This is a genomic window from Acrocarpospora pleiomorpha (assembly GCF_009687885.1).
In the GTDB taxonomy this organism is placed as follows: domain Bacteria; phylum Actinomycetota; class Actinomycetes; order Streptosporangiales; family Streptosporangiaceae; genus Acrocarpospora; species Acrocarpospora pleiomorpha.
Map to the genome: position 1 here is coordinate 34,437 of NZ_BLAF01000044.1, position 15,508 is coordinate 49,944.

The following is a 15,508-nucleotide window of genomic DNA, read 5'->3' on the forward strand; positions in this document are numbered from 1 at the left end:
CTGGTAGACGAACACGGCGCCGCCGCCGTCGCCCACTGACTCCCCCGCATGCCCATTCCACCATCTACCGACTTCCCCATAGACCCATCCCATCCCCCACCGACTCTCCCCATAGACCCACCCCGTCGCCCATCGACTTTCGCCATACGCCCATCCATCGCCCGCCGACTTTCCCCATGGACCATTTCCGTCACCCATCGACTCTCCCCATAGACCCACCCCGTCGCCCATCGACTTTCGCCATACGCCCATCCATCGCCCGCTGACTTTCCCTGTACGTCCCATCCTGTGGAGGCCCTCCGTGCTCCTTATCCCTTGCCCCTGGTGTGGGCAGCGCGACGAAGTTGAATTCCACTATGGCGGGCAGGCTCATGTGGCTTATCCGGAGGATCCCGCCGCGTTGTCGGATGAGGAATGGGGACGGTATTTGTTCTTCCGGGAGAATCCGGAGGGATCGTTCGCGGAGCGATGGAGCCATTCAGCAGGCTGCCGCCGGTGGTTCAACGTGGTGCGGGACACCCGAACCAATCGAATTCAGGCTGTTTATCTGCCCGGAGAGCCCCAGCCGGTGATCGGATGAACAGGCATCCTGAACTGGGAACCATCGACCGGACGCAAGTCCTCCGGTTCGTTTTCGATGGCCAGGAGTACAGCGGACACCCCGGAGACACACTCGCGTCCGCCTTGCTGGCCAATGGTGTTCGGCGAGTCGGGACGAGTGCGGTCCTAGGGAGACCTCGGGGGATTTTCTCCGCCGGCGTCGAGGAGCCAAATGCGGTGGTGCAGATTGAGGCACCATTTCCTGAGCCGATGGTCTTGGCGACAACGGTGGAACTCTATGACGGGTTGGTGGCGCGCAGCCTGGCCGGGCGGGGACGGCTCGCCGATCAGCCAGATCCGGCGCGGTATGACGCTGTTTACGCACATTGCGATGTGCTGGTAGTCGGCGCTGGTCCTGCGGGAGTGGCAGCCGCGCTGGAGGCCGAACGCTCCGGAGCCCGGGTGATCATCGCCGACTCAGGACCGATGACTACAGCGCCGCCGGAGCTGGTTGGGGCGGAGACTCGGGTGCTTGGGCGGACCACTGTGGTGGGGTATTACGACGACAACTATCTGGTGGCGGTTGAGCGTAGGGCTGGGCATCTTGGGTTTGGTGCGTTGGCGGGTGTGGCTCGGGAGAGAGTGTGGCGGATTCGGGCTAAGCGGGTGGTTCTCGCTACGGGGGCGCAGGAGCGGCCGATCGCGTTCGCGGGGAATGATTTGCCGGGGGTGATGCTGGCGGGGGCGGCTAGGGAGTATCTCGGCCGGTTTGGGGTGTTGCCTGGGCGGCGGGCGGTGGTGTTCACGACTAATGACAGTGCTTATGCCGGCGCGTTGGAGTTGGCGGGGGCGGGGGTTGCGGTCGCGGCGATCGTGGATTCTCGGCGGGTTCCTGGTGAGGAGTGGGTGAGTCGGGCGCAGGCGGCCGGTATTGAGGTGCTTGCCGGATATTTCGTGACTGAGGCGCGGGGAGGCGATGAGCTCGCTTCGGTGCTTGTCAGTCCTCGCGAGGGTTCGGTCGGCGATAGTCGGGAGCTTTCGGCCGATCTCCTGCTGGTGTCGGGGGGTTGGAACCCTGTTGTTCACCTGTTCAGCCAGTCGGGCGGCACGTTGCGATACGACGAGTCCCTGGGGGCGCTGGTCCCGGATGAGTCGCCGCAGGCTGTCGAGGTGGTGGGTGCCGCGCGGGGAGACATCGATCACGTCGGCGAGGTCCTGTGGTTCGTCCCGGCTGATGATTACTCGCGGCATTTCGTGGACCTTCAGCGGGATGTGACCGTTGCTGACATATGGCGGGCCACGGGGGCGGGGCTCACCTCAGTCGAGCATGTGAAGCGGTACACGACTGCCGGAACCGCGCACGATCAGGGGAAGACCTCGGGTGCTCTGACGGCGGCGCTGGTCGCGCATGCGATCGGGGCCACTCCGGGCGAGGTGGGTAGCACGACATTCCGGGCGCCATACCTGCCAGTGTCGTTCGCGACACTCGCCGGGCGCGATCGGGGCGCTCTCCACGATCCGGTACGGATCACCGCGCTCCACCAATGGCATGCCGACCACGGAGCCCTGTTCGAGAACGTCGGGCAGTGGAAACGCCCCTGGTACTACCCCCAGAACGGCGAGAGCATGGAAGCGGCCGTGCTCCGGGAATGCCGCGCCGCCCGCGAAGACGTCGCCGCGATGGACGCCTCCACGCTCGGAAAGATCGACGTGATCGGCCCCGACGCCGCCGAGTTCCTCGATCGCCTGTACACGAATCTGATCAGCTCACTCGCCGTCGGTTCGATCAGGTACGGCATGATGTGCCGCCCCGACGGCATGGTCTTCGACGACGGCACCGCGATCCGCCTGGCCGACGACCATTTCCTGATCACGACCACGACCGGCAACGCGGCCGCCGTACTCGACTGGATGGAGGAGTGGCTGCAGACAGAGTGGCCCGACCTGCGGGTCACCTGCACCTCCGTCACCGACCAATGGGCCACCGTGGCCCTCGTCGGCCCCGGCTCACGAGCGGTCCTCCGCGACCTGGCCCCCGCCCTCGCCGTCGACAAGACCAGCTTCCCGTTCATGACCTGGCGCGAGACCGACGTGGCCGGCATCCCCGCCCGCGTCTGCCGCATCAGCTTCTCCGGCGAACTCGCCTACGAGATCAACGTCTCCGCCTGGTACGGCCTCGCCCTCTGGCATGCCCTCATGTCCCGAAATATCACCCCCTACGGCACCGAAACCATGCACGTCCTCCGCGCCGAAAAGGGCTACCCCATCATCGGCCAGGACACCGACGGCACCACCACCCCCCAGGACCTCGGCATGACCTGGATCATCTCCAAAAAGAAACCCGACTTCCTGGGCAAACGCTCCTTCACCCGCCAGGACACCTCCCGCCCCGACCGCCGCCACCTCGTCGCCCTCCTCCCCCAAAACCCCACAACCCACCTCCCCGAAGGCACCGCCCTCCTGGCCCACAACAAAATGGTCGGCCACGTCACCTCCAGCTACACCAGCCCCACCCTCAACCGCACCTTCTCCCTAGCCCTCATAACCGGCTCCCACCCCACCCTCACCACCCTCAACGGCACCAAATCCGACGTAACCACCCCCGTCCTGTACGACCCCGAAGGCACCCGCCGCGACGGCCACCCCGACACGGTGGACGGAACCAGCGGACTGGTCCTGGACACGAGACCTGAGCGCAGAAGCCCGCTCGATGGGTTTTTCGCTGAGTTCGATGGGGTCTGCGTGAGGGAGGTGCCCTTCCTCGCGAAGGTCAATGTCAGGAGCGACGAACCGCTCACTCCGGCTAATACCGCCGTGACGGATGGAGAGACGGTCGCGGTTTGGCTTGGGCCGGATGAGTGGCTGGTCATCGGGCCCTCGGAGGTGCGGGGGGTTGATGTGTCGGCGCAGTGGGCGGTGGTCAGGGTGAGTGGGGGGCGGGCGCGGGAGTTGCTGGCTCATGGGTGTGCGCTCGATCTGCATCCGGAGGTTTTTCCGGCGGGGCGGTGCGCGCAGACGCTGCTGGCGCGGGCGCAGATCATCCTGGTCGCTGAAAGTGATGGCTTTCTGGTCCTTGTCAGGGCGTCGTTCGCGCGCTATCTGGCCGCGTGGCTATTGGACGCGGCCTCCGAATTCTGACCCCACGTACGCGCCTTGTGCTCGGTACGCAGCAAGTTCGGCATCAAATGGAGACCTTCTTGGCCGATATTGACCAATATCAAGTGGTATCGAGCAATAAAAAGCACACCGAGTCATGATCGGGACCCAAGCCGAAGGGCGCCGTATGAAGTTAGCGGTTTCCAAATGGTACGCCCCTGTTCACGCGCGCGTCACTGACCGCAGAGACACCATCCCTAGTTTGTTCGGAGAAGTACTACATCGTTCCACCTGGAGATCTGCTGTGACCTCTGCACGACTGCCACTCGCCGGCCTTTCGGCCGTTCTTATTTTCGGCGCCGTCGCCTGTGGCGCCGCGCCCGGCACCACGGGGGCGTCCGGTTCCGCCGCGCCGAGCGGGGGCGGGGTGGACGCCAGGACCGCCACCTCGGCCGCCGACTTCGGCGGTTTGGAGAAGCTGGTCGAGGCCGCCAACGCGGAGGGCAAGCTCCACGTCATCGCGCTGCCGCCCAGCTGGGCCAACTACGGCGAGATCCTCGCCGCGTTCAAGGCCAAGTATCCCAAGATCACGATTGAGGAGGAGACCCCGGACGCCTCCTCGGCCGACGAGATCAACGCGGTGAAGACCCGCAAGGGCCAGGACCGCGCCCCGGACGTGCTCGACGTCGGGCAGGCGTTCGCGGTGAGCGGGGCCGCCGAAGGGCTGTTCGCGCCGTACAAGGTGCAGACCTGGGACAAGATCCCGGACGGGCAGAAGGAGCCGAGCGGGCTCTGGTTCAACGACTACGGCGGCTACGTGTCGATCGGCTGTGACGCCAAGAAGGTCGACCCCTGCCCGACGACCTTCGCCGACCTGCTCAAGCCCGAGTACAAGGGCAAGGTCGCGATGAACGGCAACCCGACCAAGGCGGGTTCGGCGTTCGCCGGCGTGTACGCGGCGGCGCTGGCCAACGGCGGCTCGTTCGACGACATCAAGCCGGGCATCGAGTTCTTCAAGAAGCTGAAGGACGCCGGGAACTTCAACCCGGTCGAGACCACCCCGGCCACGATCGAGAAGGGCGAGACCCAGATCAGCATCGACTGGGACTACAACAACGCCGCCTACGCGCCGCTGATGACCCCCAAGGGCCTGGACTGGAAGACCGTCATCCCCACCGACGGCAAGTACTTCCAGCTGTACGCGCAGGCGATCAACAAGGACGCCCCGCACCCGGCGGCGGCCCGCCTCTGGCAGGAGTTCCTCTACAGCCCCGAGGGCCAGAACCTGTTCCTGAAGGGCTTCGCCCGCCCGGTGCTGCTGCCCGCGATGATCTCTGACGGAACCGTGGACCAGGCCGCGTCGGCCGCGCTGCCGGCGGTCGAGGGCACGCCCACGTTCCCGACCGACGCGCAGGCCACGAAGGCCCAGGCGGACCTGGCCGCCGGCTGGGGCGCCGCGGTCGCCGGATGACCAAGGTCAAGGCACGTAGCTGGGGGAAGGGGTGGGCGCCGGCCGCGCCCCTTCTCCTGGTGGTGGCCGTCGCGTTCGGGATCCCGGCGGTGATGCTCGCCGTCGGCGCGTTCACCGAGAAGGGCGCGCCCGGCGAGCCCTCCTCGTTCGGGTTCGCGAACGTGACCGCCAGCCTGCGCGAGCCGTACCTGGGGACGCTGATGAGCAGCGTGGAGCTGTCGGCGGTGGTGGCCGTGGCTGGGGCGTTGACCGGGACGTTCCTGGCGCATGCCGTACTGACCTCGAAGAGTTCGGCGCTGCGTGAGGCGGTGCTGAGCGTGTCGGGAGTGCTGGCCAACTTCGGCGGGGTGCCGCTGGCGTTCATCTGGATCGCCACGCTCGGCAACTCCGGCGTGATCACCACCGGCCTCGGGCTCGGCTCGGGGCTGCTCTACAACTTCTGGGGCCTGGCCCTGGTCTACCTCTACTTCTCGATCCCGCTGATGGTGCTGGTGATCGCCCCGGCCCTGGAGGGGCTGCGCCCGCAGTGGCGGGAGGCGGCGCTCAACAACGGCGCGACGACCTGGCAGTTCTGGCGGCTCGTCGGCATTCCGGTGCTGGCTCCCGCGCTGCTCGGCGGGGTGGTCCTGCTGTTCGGCGGCGCGTTCGCCGCCTACGCGACGGCGGCCGCCATGGTGGGCGCGTCGGTGCCGCTGGTGACGCTGCAGATCGCGGACGCGCTGACCGGCAACGTGCTGGTCGGCTTCGAGAACGTGGCGCTGGCGCTGAGCCTGGACATGATCGTCATCGCCCTGCTGGTGATGGCCGTCTACCTGCCGCTGCAACGAAGGAGCTCCCGATGGCTGCGGTGACTCCCACCATCGTCACCCCGGCGGCTCCGGTGGCGGGCGGCGGCTGGGGACGGCGGGTGATCCTGCTGATCGCCGCCGTGTACTTCCTGGTGCCGATGGTGATCGCGGCGACGTTCACGGTCTACAACGAGGCGCAGGGGTTCTCGCTCGGCGCCTACGGCCGGATCCTGTCGGCGCCCGGTTTCGTGACGAGCTTCCTGCTGTCGCTGGCTCTGGCGGCGGCCACGATCGTCATCGTGCTGCTGCTCATCCTGCCGGCCATGCTGGCGGTGCGGCTCGGCGCGCCGGGACTGCGGCCGGTGCTGGAGACGATCACCACGCTGCCGCTGGTCGTGCCGCCCATCACCTACGTGGTCGGCATCAGCACCTCGCTGCGGGAGGGCGCGGACGCGCTGGCGGCCACGCCGTTCTGGCAGACGCTCATCTCGCTGCAGGATGAGAACTTCCCGTTCGTGCTGGTTTTGGCGTACGTGATCCTGGCGCTGCCGTTCGCCTACCGGTCGCTGGACGCGGGCCTGCGGGCGATCGACGTGGTCACCCTGGTCGAGGCGGCCAGGAACCTGGGCGCGTCCTGGCCGCAGGTGATGCTGCGGGTGATCATGCCCAACCTGCGTTCCTCGCTCGCCGGGGCCGCGTTCCTCACGCTGGCGCTGGTGCTCGGCGAATACACCGTCGCCGCCCTGCTCGGCTACCAGACGTTCCCGGTCTGGATCGTGACGATCTCCGGCAGCGACGGGCAGCTGTCGGTGGCGCTGTCCATTCTCAGCCTGTTGCTCGCCTGGCTGCTGCTGCTCACGCTCTCCCGGGCCGGAAGGAAGAAATCATGACCGTGGAGTTCCGCGGGCTGCGGCGCGCGTACGGCCCGACGGTGGCGCTGGACGGCCTGGACCTGACCGTCGAGCAGGGCGAGCTGATCGCGCTGCTGGGCCCGTCCGGCTGCGGCAAGACGACGGCGCTGCGCTGTGTCGCGGGGTTCGAGAAGCCGGACTCCGGCATGGTGCTGATCAACGGCAAGGACGTCACCCGGGTTCCGGCCAACCGCCGGGACGCCGGGATGGTGTTCCAGTCGTACTCGCTGTTCCCGAACCTGAACGCGCGCGACAACGTGGCGTTCGGGATGCGGGTGCGGGGCCGTCCGGTGGCCGAGCGGCACACCCGGGCCGACGAGCTGCTCGACCTGGTCGGCCTGGCCGGGCGAGGCGACCGTTACCCGCACCAGCTGTCCGGCGGGCAGCAGCAGCGGGTGGCGCTGGCCCGCGCGCTGGCGCTCGCGCCGCAGGTGCTGCTGCTGGACGAGCCGCTGTCGGCGCTGGACGCCAAGGTGCGGGTGTCGCTGCGGGAGGAGATCCGCCGGCTCCAGCTGGAGCTGGGCATCACCACCGTGTTCGTCACCCACGACCAGGAGGAGGCCCTGTCGATCGCCGACCGGGTCGCGGTGCTGAAGGACGGGCGGCTGGAGCAGGTGGGCGCGCCCGCCGAGATCTACGACCGCCCGGCCACGCCGTTCGTGGCCGAGTTCGTCGGCACCATGAACCATCTGGCCGGCCGGGTGACCGGCGACCGGGTGGAGGTGCTCGGCGCGCTGCTGCCGATCGACGGCACCGCCCCGGGCGAGCTGGTGGACGTGCTGGTCCGGCCGGAGGCCGTCCTGGTCACCCCCGCCGAGTCCGGCTCGGCGCTCATCCTGGCCTCCTCGTTCCGCGGCTCGACCGCCCGCCTGCGGGTGCAGCTCGCCGACGACAGCCAGGTCCTCGCCGACGTCCCCGGCCACGACGCGGTACGGCTCGCGCCCGGCCTGCGGGTGGAGGTCTCCGTGGTCGAACGCCCGGTGCTGGTCACCGCCCGTACGGCCACGGCCGACGAGTCGGTCGTCACCGCCTGAGGGGTGCCGGGCGACCGGCACCCCTTTCTTCAATCCTCGTCGGCGAGGGCGTCGGTGGCTTCGCGGCCGGCGACGGTCGTGCGGCGCAGGAATCCGGCGAGGAGTTCCAGCTCCTTGTCGTCGTAGCCGGTGCAGATCTCGTCCATCGCGGCGTTCATGCCCTGGTAGAGCTGGTACAGCTCCGCGCCGCGGTCGCGCAGGGCCCGGACGGCCACCGCGCGCCGGTCGGACGCGTCGGGAGCGCGCTCGCGGATCACCCAGCCGCCGCGCTGGAGCCGGTCGATGATGCCGGTCACCGTGGCCGGATGCAGCCCGGCCCTTCTGGCCAGAGCGCTCGGGCTGAGCGGGCCGTGCCGGGAGATCAGGTCCAGGCAGTCCAGATCCACGTCCTTGAGCCCGACGTTCATCCCCACGTGATGGCTGAGCAGCGACAGCTGGTTGCTGAGCTCGCGCAGCGACTCCTTGATCTCCACAGTCAGCCGCCGCCGGTGGCGAGCCGCGAACTCAGATGATACGGAATCCATATGATATGATCCTCGTGTCGTATGACATACAGAGAAAAGGGTATCGCCACTCGGAGGTACGAGCCATGCAACTCACGATCTTCGCGGCCACCGGCGGGATCGGCCGCCAGCTGGTCGAACAAGCCCTGGTAGAAGGGCATGACGTCACGGCGGTCGCGCGCAATCCGCGGGGTCTGGGCGGTGTGGCGCGGGTGGTCACGGCGGATCTGTCGGCGCCCGATCCCGCCGTGCTGCGGGACGCGGTGGCCGGGGCCGACGCGGTGCTGTCCGGTCTCGGGCCGCGGACCAGGGCCGAGGCGGGCGTGGCCGGAACCGGGACGCGGGCGATCGCCGCGGCGATGCACGACACCGGAGTGCGGCGGATCGTGGTGGTCAGCGCCGCGCCCATGGGGACGTTCCCGACCCCGGCGAACCCCCGGCCGCCGCGCTTCGATCCCGGGGACGGGTTCTTCATGCGGCACCTGTTCGCGCCGTTCGCGAAGGCGTCCTTCCGCCCGGTGTACGAGGACCTGGCCGTGCTGGAGGACGTGCTGCGGGACAGCGGCCTGGACTGGACGATCGTGCGCCCGCCGCGGCTGACGGACAAGCCGCTCACCGGGGTGTACCGCACGGCGCACGGGCGGAACATCCGGGGTGGATGGCTGGTGCCGCGCGCCGATGTGGCCCATTACATGCTGCGTACGCTGCGGGATCCCGGCACGGTCAAGCAGATCATGGGAATCGCGACCTAGCGCTTAACCGGTCAACACTCAAACGGCTGACCAATTTCGTCGGCTTTTGTCGGATATCTCGTCTTTAATGCACTGATTCGGCTCGGTGAACAGGTCCACTATGGAGATTTTTGCGGTTCATTGTGGACCTTGGATCTGACTGCGGGGCGACGCCAAGGTATTAGCGTTACCCGCCGCGCGCCCTCCGGCGCCTCGTTGGTCCTCCCTCCGATCGACGGCCGGGGAATTGATCGATCACCTGGTGCGTGTTCAGGCTGCCCCCGTTGATCGGCCGGCATTGCCGCACGTATGCCGGATATTTCGTGCTATGAAAGGGAATCCGTGAACCCGCAGTATCCTCAGAACCCTCAATACCCTCAGCAGGCCCAGTATCCCGGGCAGCAGGGACAGCAGCCGCAGTACCAAGGCCAGCAGCCCCAACATCCGGGCCAGCATCCGGGCCAGCAGGGCCACTACCACGTTCAGCAGCCCGGCTACCCACCGCAGCAGGGATACCCGCAGAACCCCGGATACCCGGGCGCCCCGCAGGGCCCGCAGAAGACCCCGGTCACCCTCACGATCACCCTGATCAGCGCCATCGTCATCGCGCTGGCCAACGTGGTGAACGGCGTCATCTACCTGATCTCCGGCGAGGACCTGCTGATCGACCAGGTGAAGTCGCTCGGCTTCAGCGAGGAACTGGTGGAAGCCGCGATGCGGGACGTCGACACCTCCATCGTGACCAGCCGCGCCATGACCTTCATCATCACCGGCCTGGTCGTCGGCCTGCTACTGCTGGCACTCAGATCCGCCAAGACCTGGGCCCGCGTAGTGCTGACAATCTTCAGCCTCGGCGCGCTCTTCACCGCGCTGATGGCCCTGGCCGACAACCTCAGCGCATTCAACATGATCCTCGCCCTGGCCGGCGGCCTGGCCGGTCTGACCGCCCTCATCACCGTCTGGCTACCACCGACCAACCGCTACGCCAACTGGCGCAAGCTCTCCGGCACCTGATCCGCACCAACACACCCGACACCGCGGCATGCCCGCCATGCCGCGGTGAAAGGTTCATCGACGATCGCGCGACAGCGGTTTCCCACCCCTGCGACCTGCGGACCGAGGGCGGCACCCGCCTCCGGCGAGCAGAACCCCTAGCACGTCTTCTCGGCGGTCACGAGTTCCCCTAGCCTGCGCGGGAGCGCTCCCACATTCCTCCCACGCGCTCCTGGAAGGACCGTCGTGACCCGATCGCCTGGTCGGCGCCTGCACGCGTTCGTCGCGGGCTGTGCGGCCGCCGTACTCACCCTCACCGGCCTGACGGCCTCCTCGGCGCACGCCGAGATCATCGAGCACATCGACAACGGCACGTTCGACAGCGCCACCACCCCGTGGTGGTCCACCGGGAACACGCCGATCTCGGCCGTGGACGGCGAGTTGTGCGCGCAGGTGCCCGCGGGCACCGCCAATCCCTGGGACGCCAGTCTCGGCCACAACGACATCACGCTGGCCGAGGGGGACCCGTACACGCTGACCTTCACGGCCTCCGCCAGCGCGGCCGTGACGGTCCGGGCGAACGTGCAGCTGAACGAGGCGCCGTTCACCACCGCGATCTCCCGCGAGGTGGCCCTCACCACCACGCCGCAGACCTTCACCTACGAGTTCGACGGCAACCTGGACTCGGCCAACGGGACCTTCACCTTCCAGCTGGGCGGTGGCGCCTCGGCGTTCACGTTCTGCCTGGACGACGTCTCGCTGGCCAGCGACACCGACGCCGAGCCGCCGGCGGGCGGGCCCGAGCAGCTGGAGAACGGCGACTTCGCCGACGGCCTCGGCGGCTGGTTCACCTACGGCACCAACGCCACCAGCACGGCGGACGGGCGGTTGTGCACCACCGTCCCGGCCGGTCTGGCCAACCCGTGGGACGCCGGCATCGGGCAGAACGACGTGCCCCTGGTGAACGGCGCCACCTACACCTTCTCGTTCGAGGCGTCGGCCTCGCCCGGGTCTTCGGTCAACGCCAACGTGCAGCTCGGCGACGCGCCGTTCACCTCGTTTTTCGGGCGTACGGTGCCGCTGACCACGACCACGCAGACCTTCGAATACACCTTCACCGCGAGCGCGGACACCGAGCGGGCCCAGGTGGTGTTCCATGTGGGCGCCAACACGGCCGAGTACCGCCTGTGCGTGGACGACGTGTCGCTGCGCGGGGGCGAGGAGGAGCCGCCGTACGTGCCGGACACCGGGCCGCGCGTCCGGGTGAACCAGGTCGGCTACCTGCCGCACGGGCCGAAGAACGCGACCGTCGTGACCGAGGCGACCGCGGCGCTGCCGTGGCAGCTCAAGAACGGCGGCGGCACCGTGCTGGCCAGCGGGAACAGCACGCCGCGCGGCGTCGACCAGGCGTCGGGGCAGAACGTGCACACGATCGACTTCAGCTCCTACACCGGGACGGGGACCGGCCTCACGCTGGTCGCCGACGACCAGACCAGCTACCCGTTCGACATCTCCGCCGACGTCTACGACCAGCTGCGCTCGGACTCGCTGCAGTTCTTCGCGCTGCAGCGCAGCGGCATCGCCATCGACGGCGCCCTGTTCGGCGCGCAGTACGCGCGCCCGGCCGGCCACCTGGGCGTCGCCCCCAACCAGGGCGACACCGACGTGCCGTGCCAGCCGGGCGTCTGCGACTACCGCCTGGACGTGCGCGGCGGCTGGTACGACGCGGGCGACCACGGCAAGTACGTCGTCAACGGCGGCATCGCGACCTACCAGCTGCTGAACACCTTCGAGCGGACCAAGACCGCGATCACCGGCTTCGGCGGCGCGGAGCTGGGCGACAGCACGCTGCGGGTGCCCGAGCGCGGCAACGGCGTGCCGGACGTGCTGGACGAAGCCCGCTGGGAGCTGGAGTTCCTGATGCGGATGCAGGTGCCGGTCGGCCGGCCGCTGGCGGGCATGGCCCACCACAAGATGCACGACCAGAACTGGACCGGCCTGCCGCTCCAGCCCGAGGACGACCCGCAGCTCCGCGAGCTGCACCCGCCGTCCACCGCGGCCACGCTCAACCTGGCCGCCACCGCCGCGCAGTGCGCCCGGCTGTTCGCCCGGTACGACGCCGCGTTCGCGGCGAAGTGCCTGACCTCGGCGAAGCGCGCCTGGACGGCCGCGAAGGCCAACCCGGCCAGGTTCGCCGACCCGAACGACGGCAACGGCGGCGGCTCCTACAGCGACGGCGACGTGAGCGACGAGTTCTACTGGGCGGCGGCCGAGCTCTACCTGACCACCGGGGAGGCGCCCTACCTGACCGAGTTGCGCGCCTCGCCGCACCACACCGGCAACGTGTTCACCTCGACCGGCTTCGGCTGGCCGGCCACGGCGGCGCTGGGCCGGATGGATCTGGCCACGATCCCGAGCGAGCTGCCCGCCGCCGAACGCCAGCAGCTCCGCCAGTCGGTGGTGACGGCCGCGGACGCGTACCTGGCCACGCTGGCCACCCAGGCGTACGGGCTGCCGCTGCCCGGCGGCGCGAACAACTACTTCTGGGGCTCCAACAGCAACATCATCAACAACGTGATCGTGCTGGCCACCGCGTACGACCTGACCAGGGACCGGAAGTATCAGGCCGGGGCGCTGCAGGGGATGGACTACATCTTCGGCAGGAACGCGCTCAACCACTCCTATGTCACCGGCTGGGGGGAGAAGAACCCGCAGAACCAGCACAGCCGGATCTTCGGCCACCAGCTCGACGAGAGCCTGCCCAATCCCCCGGCGGGGTCGATCGCCGGTGGCGCGAACGCGAGCCTGGACGATCCGTACGCCTCGGGCCTGCTGGCCGGGTGCAAGCCGCAGTTCTGCTACGTCGACCACATCGAGTCGTACGCGACCAACGAGGTGGCGGTCAACTGGAACTCGGCGCTGAGCTGGATCGCGTCCGCGCTGGCCGACCAGGGTGACGGGCAGGCCCCGGCGGCCGGGGCGTGCAAGGTGGACTATGTCCGGCACGGGCAGTGGGCCGGTGGCTTCACCTCCCAGGCCACGATCACCAACACCGGGACGACGCCGATCGACGGCTGGACACTGCGGTGGGCCTGGATCGGCGACCAGAAGGTGACCGATCACTGGCTGACCGCCATCACCCAGACCGGGGCGTCGGTGGCCGCGACCAACCTCAGCCACAACAAGAAGATCATGCCGGGGAGCACGGTCACGTTCGGCTTCCTCGGGGACAGCGCGGGCGGGGCCAACCCGACCCCGGGCCTGTTTACGCTGAACGGGAAGGCCTGCACCTAGCGGATACTCGCACGGCCGCGTCGTCTCCGGACGGCGCGGCCGTTCTCGTTTCCGGATGCCGCAGTCCTGTTCGCGCGCGGACAGCGCGGCCCTGTTTCCGGATGGCGCGGAAAATCCCGAAAACCGAAATATTTCGGTCACAATCGGAGATCTATCGGTTCCGTTCTTTGCCTGGATTCGTGCGTTTGAGTAGTCTCACAAAGAGAAAATGGCACGAGAAAACCGCCCCGGAGGCAGTGGACTTTACGAAAGTTTTCGGTGAGGCTCGCCTCCTCCGGTGCTCGGCAGCGTCTACCTGCCCCTGGTCGGCGGAGGCAGGCAGGCGCTGCTACGAAGGAGCGGCCCGGTGCACAGCAAGATCCCGGCGGAACTGGCCGGGTTTCCGGCCCGTGTGATCCCGTTTCAGGCGGTGGCCGAGGGGGGCGAAGGGCCGCTGACCTGGGCGCAGCAGCACATGTTCGCGCTGATGGAGCAGCTCAGCCCCGACACCAGCAGCGTCAATCTCCGCTTCACCTGGGCCTTGCGCCGGGGCGTGAGCGAGCAGGACGTGCTCGCTGCGCTGCGGGAGCTGGTGGAGGACTTCGACGCGCTGCGCACGGTCTACGTGCCGCCGCCGTACGGGCCCGGGCAACGGGTGCTTCGCGAGGGTGAGCTGGTCGTGCCGGTCATCGAGGCCGAGGCGGCGGCGACCGCGGCGGACGGCGCGGCGGCGACCATGTGGTCGGTGGCGTTCGACGTGAGCGAGGAGTGGCCGATCCGGTTCGCGCTGGTGACGTCGGCGGGGGTGCCCAAGCAGCTGGTGGTGGTGGCGTCTCATCTGGTGCTGGATCAGACGGGCGGGCACTGGGTGCGGCATCATCTGCGCGACCTGCTGGCGCGGCCGCCCGCGCCCGTCGCCGTGCCAGAGCACGCGCACCGGCCGCTGGACGAGGCCGAATGGGAGAAGTCGGACGCGGGGCGGCGGCACGGGGAGCGGGCGGTGGCGTGGCACGCGGAGACGTTGCGGGTGATGCCGCAGACAATGCTGCCGCGCCCGGCCGTCGCCTACGACTCGCCGCGCTACCGGTATCTCCAGTTCGACTCCCCCGCGCTGGCGATGGCAGTGTCGGCGCTGGCGGCGCGTCACCAGGTCAGCCCGGCGAGCGTGCTGTACGCGGGGGTCAGCGCGATCGCCGGGCACGTCAGCGGCCTGGACCGCTCCTTCCTGCAGCTGACCGTGGGCAACAGGATCGCCCCGAGAACACGTTTCGCGGTCGGCATGCACACCCAAGACGTCCCGGTATGCATCGATTTACTCGACATTTCGATATCTGATCTGATCGCGCGATCGGGAGTCGCGCTCACCCGGGCGGCGCGGTTCGGTCCGCACCCGCCCGGCGAGCTGGCCAAGCTGCGGCACGAGATCGAGCACGAGCGCGGCATTTCCTTTGACCTGTCCTGCTGGCTCAACTACCGGCAGCTGGGACCCGCGCGGCCCCACACTCCCGGGAAGATCGGGCCGGACGCGCTGGATCGCACCATCTGGCGGTGGCTCGACGGCGTGGACAGCAGCACCAGCACCTACTTCGTCTTCGCCGACGACGCCGGGAACATGCTGCGGCTCACCCTCCTGCTAGACGCGGCGATCCTGCCGCCGGAGGAGTCCCTGGCCTGGCTGCGCGGCATGGAACGCCTGCTCTGCACCGCCACCACGACCGAGATCGGCACCACCGAGATCGGCGAGCACACGGGCCTTGAGCCAGCTCGCCGGGACGGCGACTGGCACCTGACGAAAGCGGGCTGGGCCCATATGCCGAGCGTCACCGAACTGGTCAGGAACGCGACGGGAGCCAGGCAAGCCGAGGTGGCCGTGCACGACGACGAACTGGTCGCAACCCTGATCGATCCAGATTCGACCGACCTGCAAAAGGTGCACGCCGCCTGCATGGACGCGCTGCCCGGCATGCGGGTCGCCATGGCTCCCCATCGGTACGTCATTCACGCCGATGCCCACGGTCCTGCCGAAAACATCCTGGCCGAGGGCACCGGGCGATTCGAAGATGATCCTTTGACCCGAAACTTCAGCCGCCGTCTAGCGAGGAACCCCGAGCGTTCACGCCCGGGAGGAATCGCGTCCTGACCTTGGGGTTTGAACGCTCGCTTTTAAT

11 protein-coding genes are annotated in these 15,508 nt (G+C 68.5%); 10 read left to right on the forward strand and 1 reads right to left on the reverse strand.

The window, feature by feature from the left end; all coding sequences use genetic code 11:
- Positions 1-301 precede the first annotated feature (301 nt).
- The 6 genes from Aple_RS32865 to Aple_RS32890 all read left to right on the forward strand — a co-directional run bounded on the left by Aple_RS32865 (position 302) and on the right by Aple_RS32890 (position 7,840).
- Positions 302-580: a sarcosine oxidase subunit delta gene (locus tag Aple_RS32865; RefSeq protein WP_155348618.1), complete on the forward strand. Its 279-nt coding sequence runs from the start codon at positions 302-304 to the stop codon at positions 578-580.
- Complete coding sequence (locus tag Aple_RS32870; RefSeq protein ID WP_170321766.1) at positions 577-3,678, forward strand: 2Fe-2S iron-sulfur cluster-binding protein; 3,102 nt, start codon at positions 577-579, stop codon at positions 3,676-3,678. The genes Aple_RS32865 and Aple_RS32870 overlap by 4 nt, the downstream gene beginning before the upstream one ends.
- 262 nt (positions 3,679-3,940) lie before the next feature.
- A complete protein-coding gene (locus tag Aple_RS32875) occupies positions 3,941-5,107 on the forward strand; it encodes an ABC transporter substrate-binding protein (protein WP_218038605.1) in 1,167 nt (388 codons plus the stop codon).
- Positions 5,104-5,958 carry an ABC transporter permease gene (locus tag Aple_RS32880; RefSeq protein ID WP_155348620.1) on the forward strand — a complete coding sequence of 285 codons (855 nt, stop codon included), beginning with the start codon at positions 5,104-5,106 and terminating at the stop codon, positions 5,956-5,958. The genes Aple_RS32875 and Aple_RS32880 overlap by 4 nt, the downstream gene beginning before the upstream one ends.
- Positions 5,946-6,785, forward strand: a complete 840-nt coding sequence (locus tag Aple_RS32885; RefSeq protein ID WP_155348621.1) for an ABC transporter permease — start codon at positions 5,946-5,948, stop codon at positions 6,783-6,785. Before Aple_RS32880 ends, Aple_RS32885 begins: the two co-directional genes overlap by 13 nt.
- Entirely contained in the window at positions 6,782-7,840 is a 1,059-nt protein-coding gene (locus Aple_RS32890; RefSeq protein ID WP_155348622.1) for an ABC transporter ATP-binding protein, read from the forward strand. The genes Aple_RS32885 and Aple_RS32890 overlap by 4 nt, the downstream gene beginning before the upstream one ends.
- Before the next feature lie 29 nt (positions 7,841-7,869).
- Here Aple_RS32890 and Aple_RS32895 read toward each other — a convergent pair whose 3' ends face one another.
- Positions 7,870-8,364 (reverse strand): MarR family transcriptional regulator, encoded by a 495-nt coding sequence (locus tag Aple_RS32895; protein ID WP_155348623.1) that lies wholly within the window; start codon positions 8,362-8,364, stop codon positions 7,870-7,872.
- A 65-nt stretch (positions 8,365-8,429) separates the two neighbouring features.
- Here Aple_RS32895 and Aple_RS32900 point away from each other — a divergent pair, with 65 nt between their 5' ends.
- The 4 genes from Aple_RS32900 (at position 8,430) to Aple_RS32915 (ending at position 15,480) form a co-directional block, all read left to right on the forward strand.
- Entirely contained in the window at positions 8,430-9,095 is a 666-nt protein-coding gene (locus Aple_RS32900) for an NAD(P)-dependent oxidoreductase (RefSeq protein ID WP_155348624.1), read from the forward strand.
- A gap of 321 nt (positions 9,096-9,416) precedes the next feature.
- On the forward strand, positions 9,417-10,088 hold the full coding sequence (locus tag Aple_RS52885) for a hypothetical protein (protein ID WP_174889907.1): 672 nt from the start codon (positions 9,417-9,419) through the stop codon (positions 10,086-10,088).
- Between the two features lie 225 nt (positions 10,089-10,313).
- On the forward strand, positions 10,314-13,361 hold the full coding sequence (locus tag Aple_RS32910) for a glycoside hydrolase family 9 protein (RefSeq protein WP_218038606.1): 3,048 nt from the start codon (positions 10,314-10,316) through the stop codon (positions 13,359-13,361).
- A 277-nt stretch (positions 13,362-13,638) separates the two neighbouring features.
- A complete protein-coding gene (locus tag Aple_RS32915; RefSeq protein ID WP_155348625.1) occupies positions 13,639-15,480 on the forward strand; it encodes a condensation domain-containing protein in 1,842 nt (613 codons plus the stop codon).
- The last annotated feature ends 28 nt before the right edge of the window (positions 15,481-15,508 follow it).

What these genes read in the sequence shown, in the direction of transcription:
- Aple_RS32870 (WP_170321766.1), top strand. Translation starts at nt 577, where the DNA reads ATGAACAGGCATCCTGAACTGGGAACCATCGACCGGACGCAAGTCCTC.
- Aple_RS32880 (WP_155348620.1), top strand. Translation starts at nt 5,104, where the DNA reads ATGACCAAGGTCAAGGCACGTAGCTGGGGGAAGGGGTGGGCGCCGGCC.
- Aple_RS32885 (WP_155348621.1), top strand. Translation starts at nt 5,946, where the DNA reads ATGGCTGCGGTGACTCCCACCATCGTCACCCCGGCGGCTCCGGTGGCG.
- Aple_RS32890 (WP_155348622.1), top strand. Translation starts at nt 6,782, where the DNA reads ATGACCGTGGAGTTCCGCGGGCTGCGGCGCGCGTACGGCCCGACGGTG.
- Aple_RS32895 (WP_155348623.1), bottom strand. Translation starts at nt 8,364, where the DNA reads ATGGATTCCGTATCATCTGAGTTCGCGGCTCGCCACCGGCGGCGGCTG.
- Aple_RS32900 (WP_155348624.1), top strand. Translation starts at nt 8,430, where the DNA reads ATGCAACTCACGATCTTCGCGGCCACCGGCGGGATCGGCCGCCAGCTG.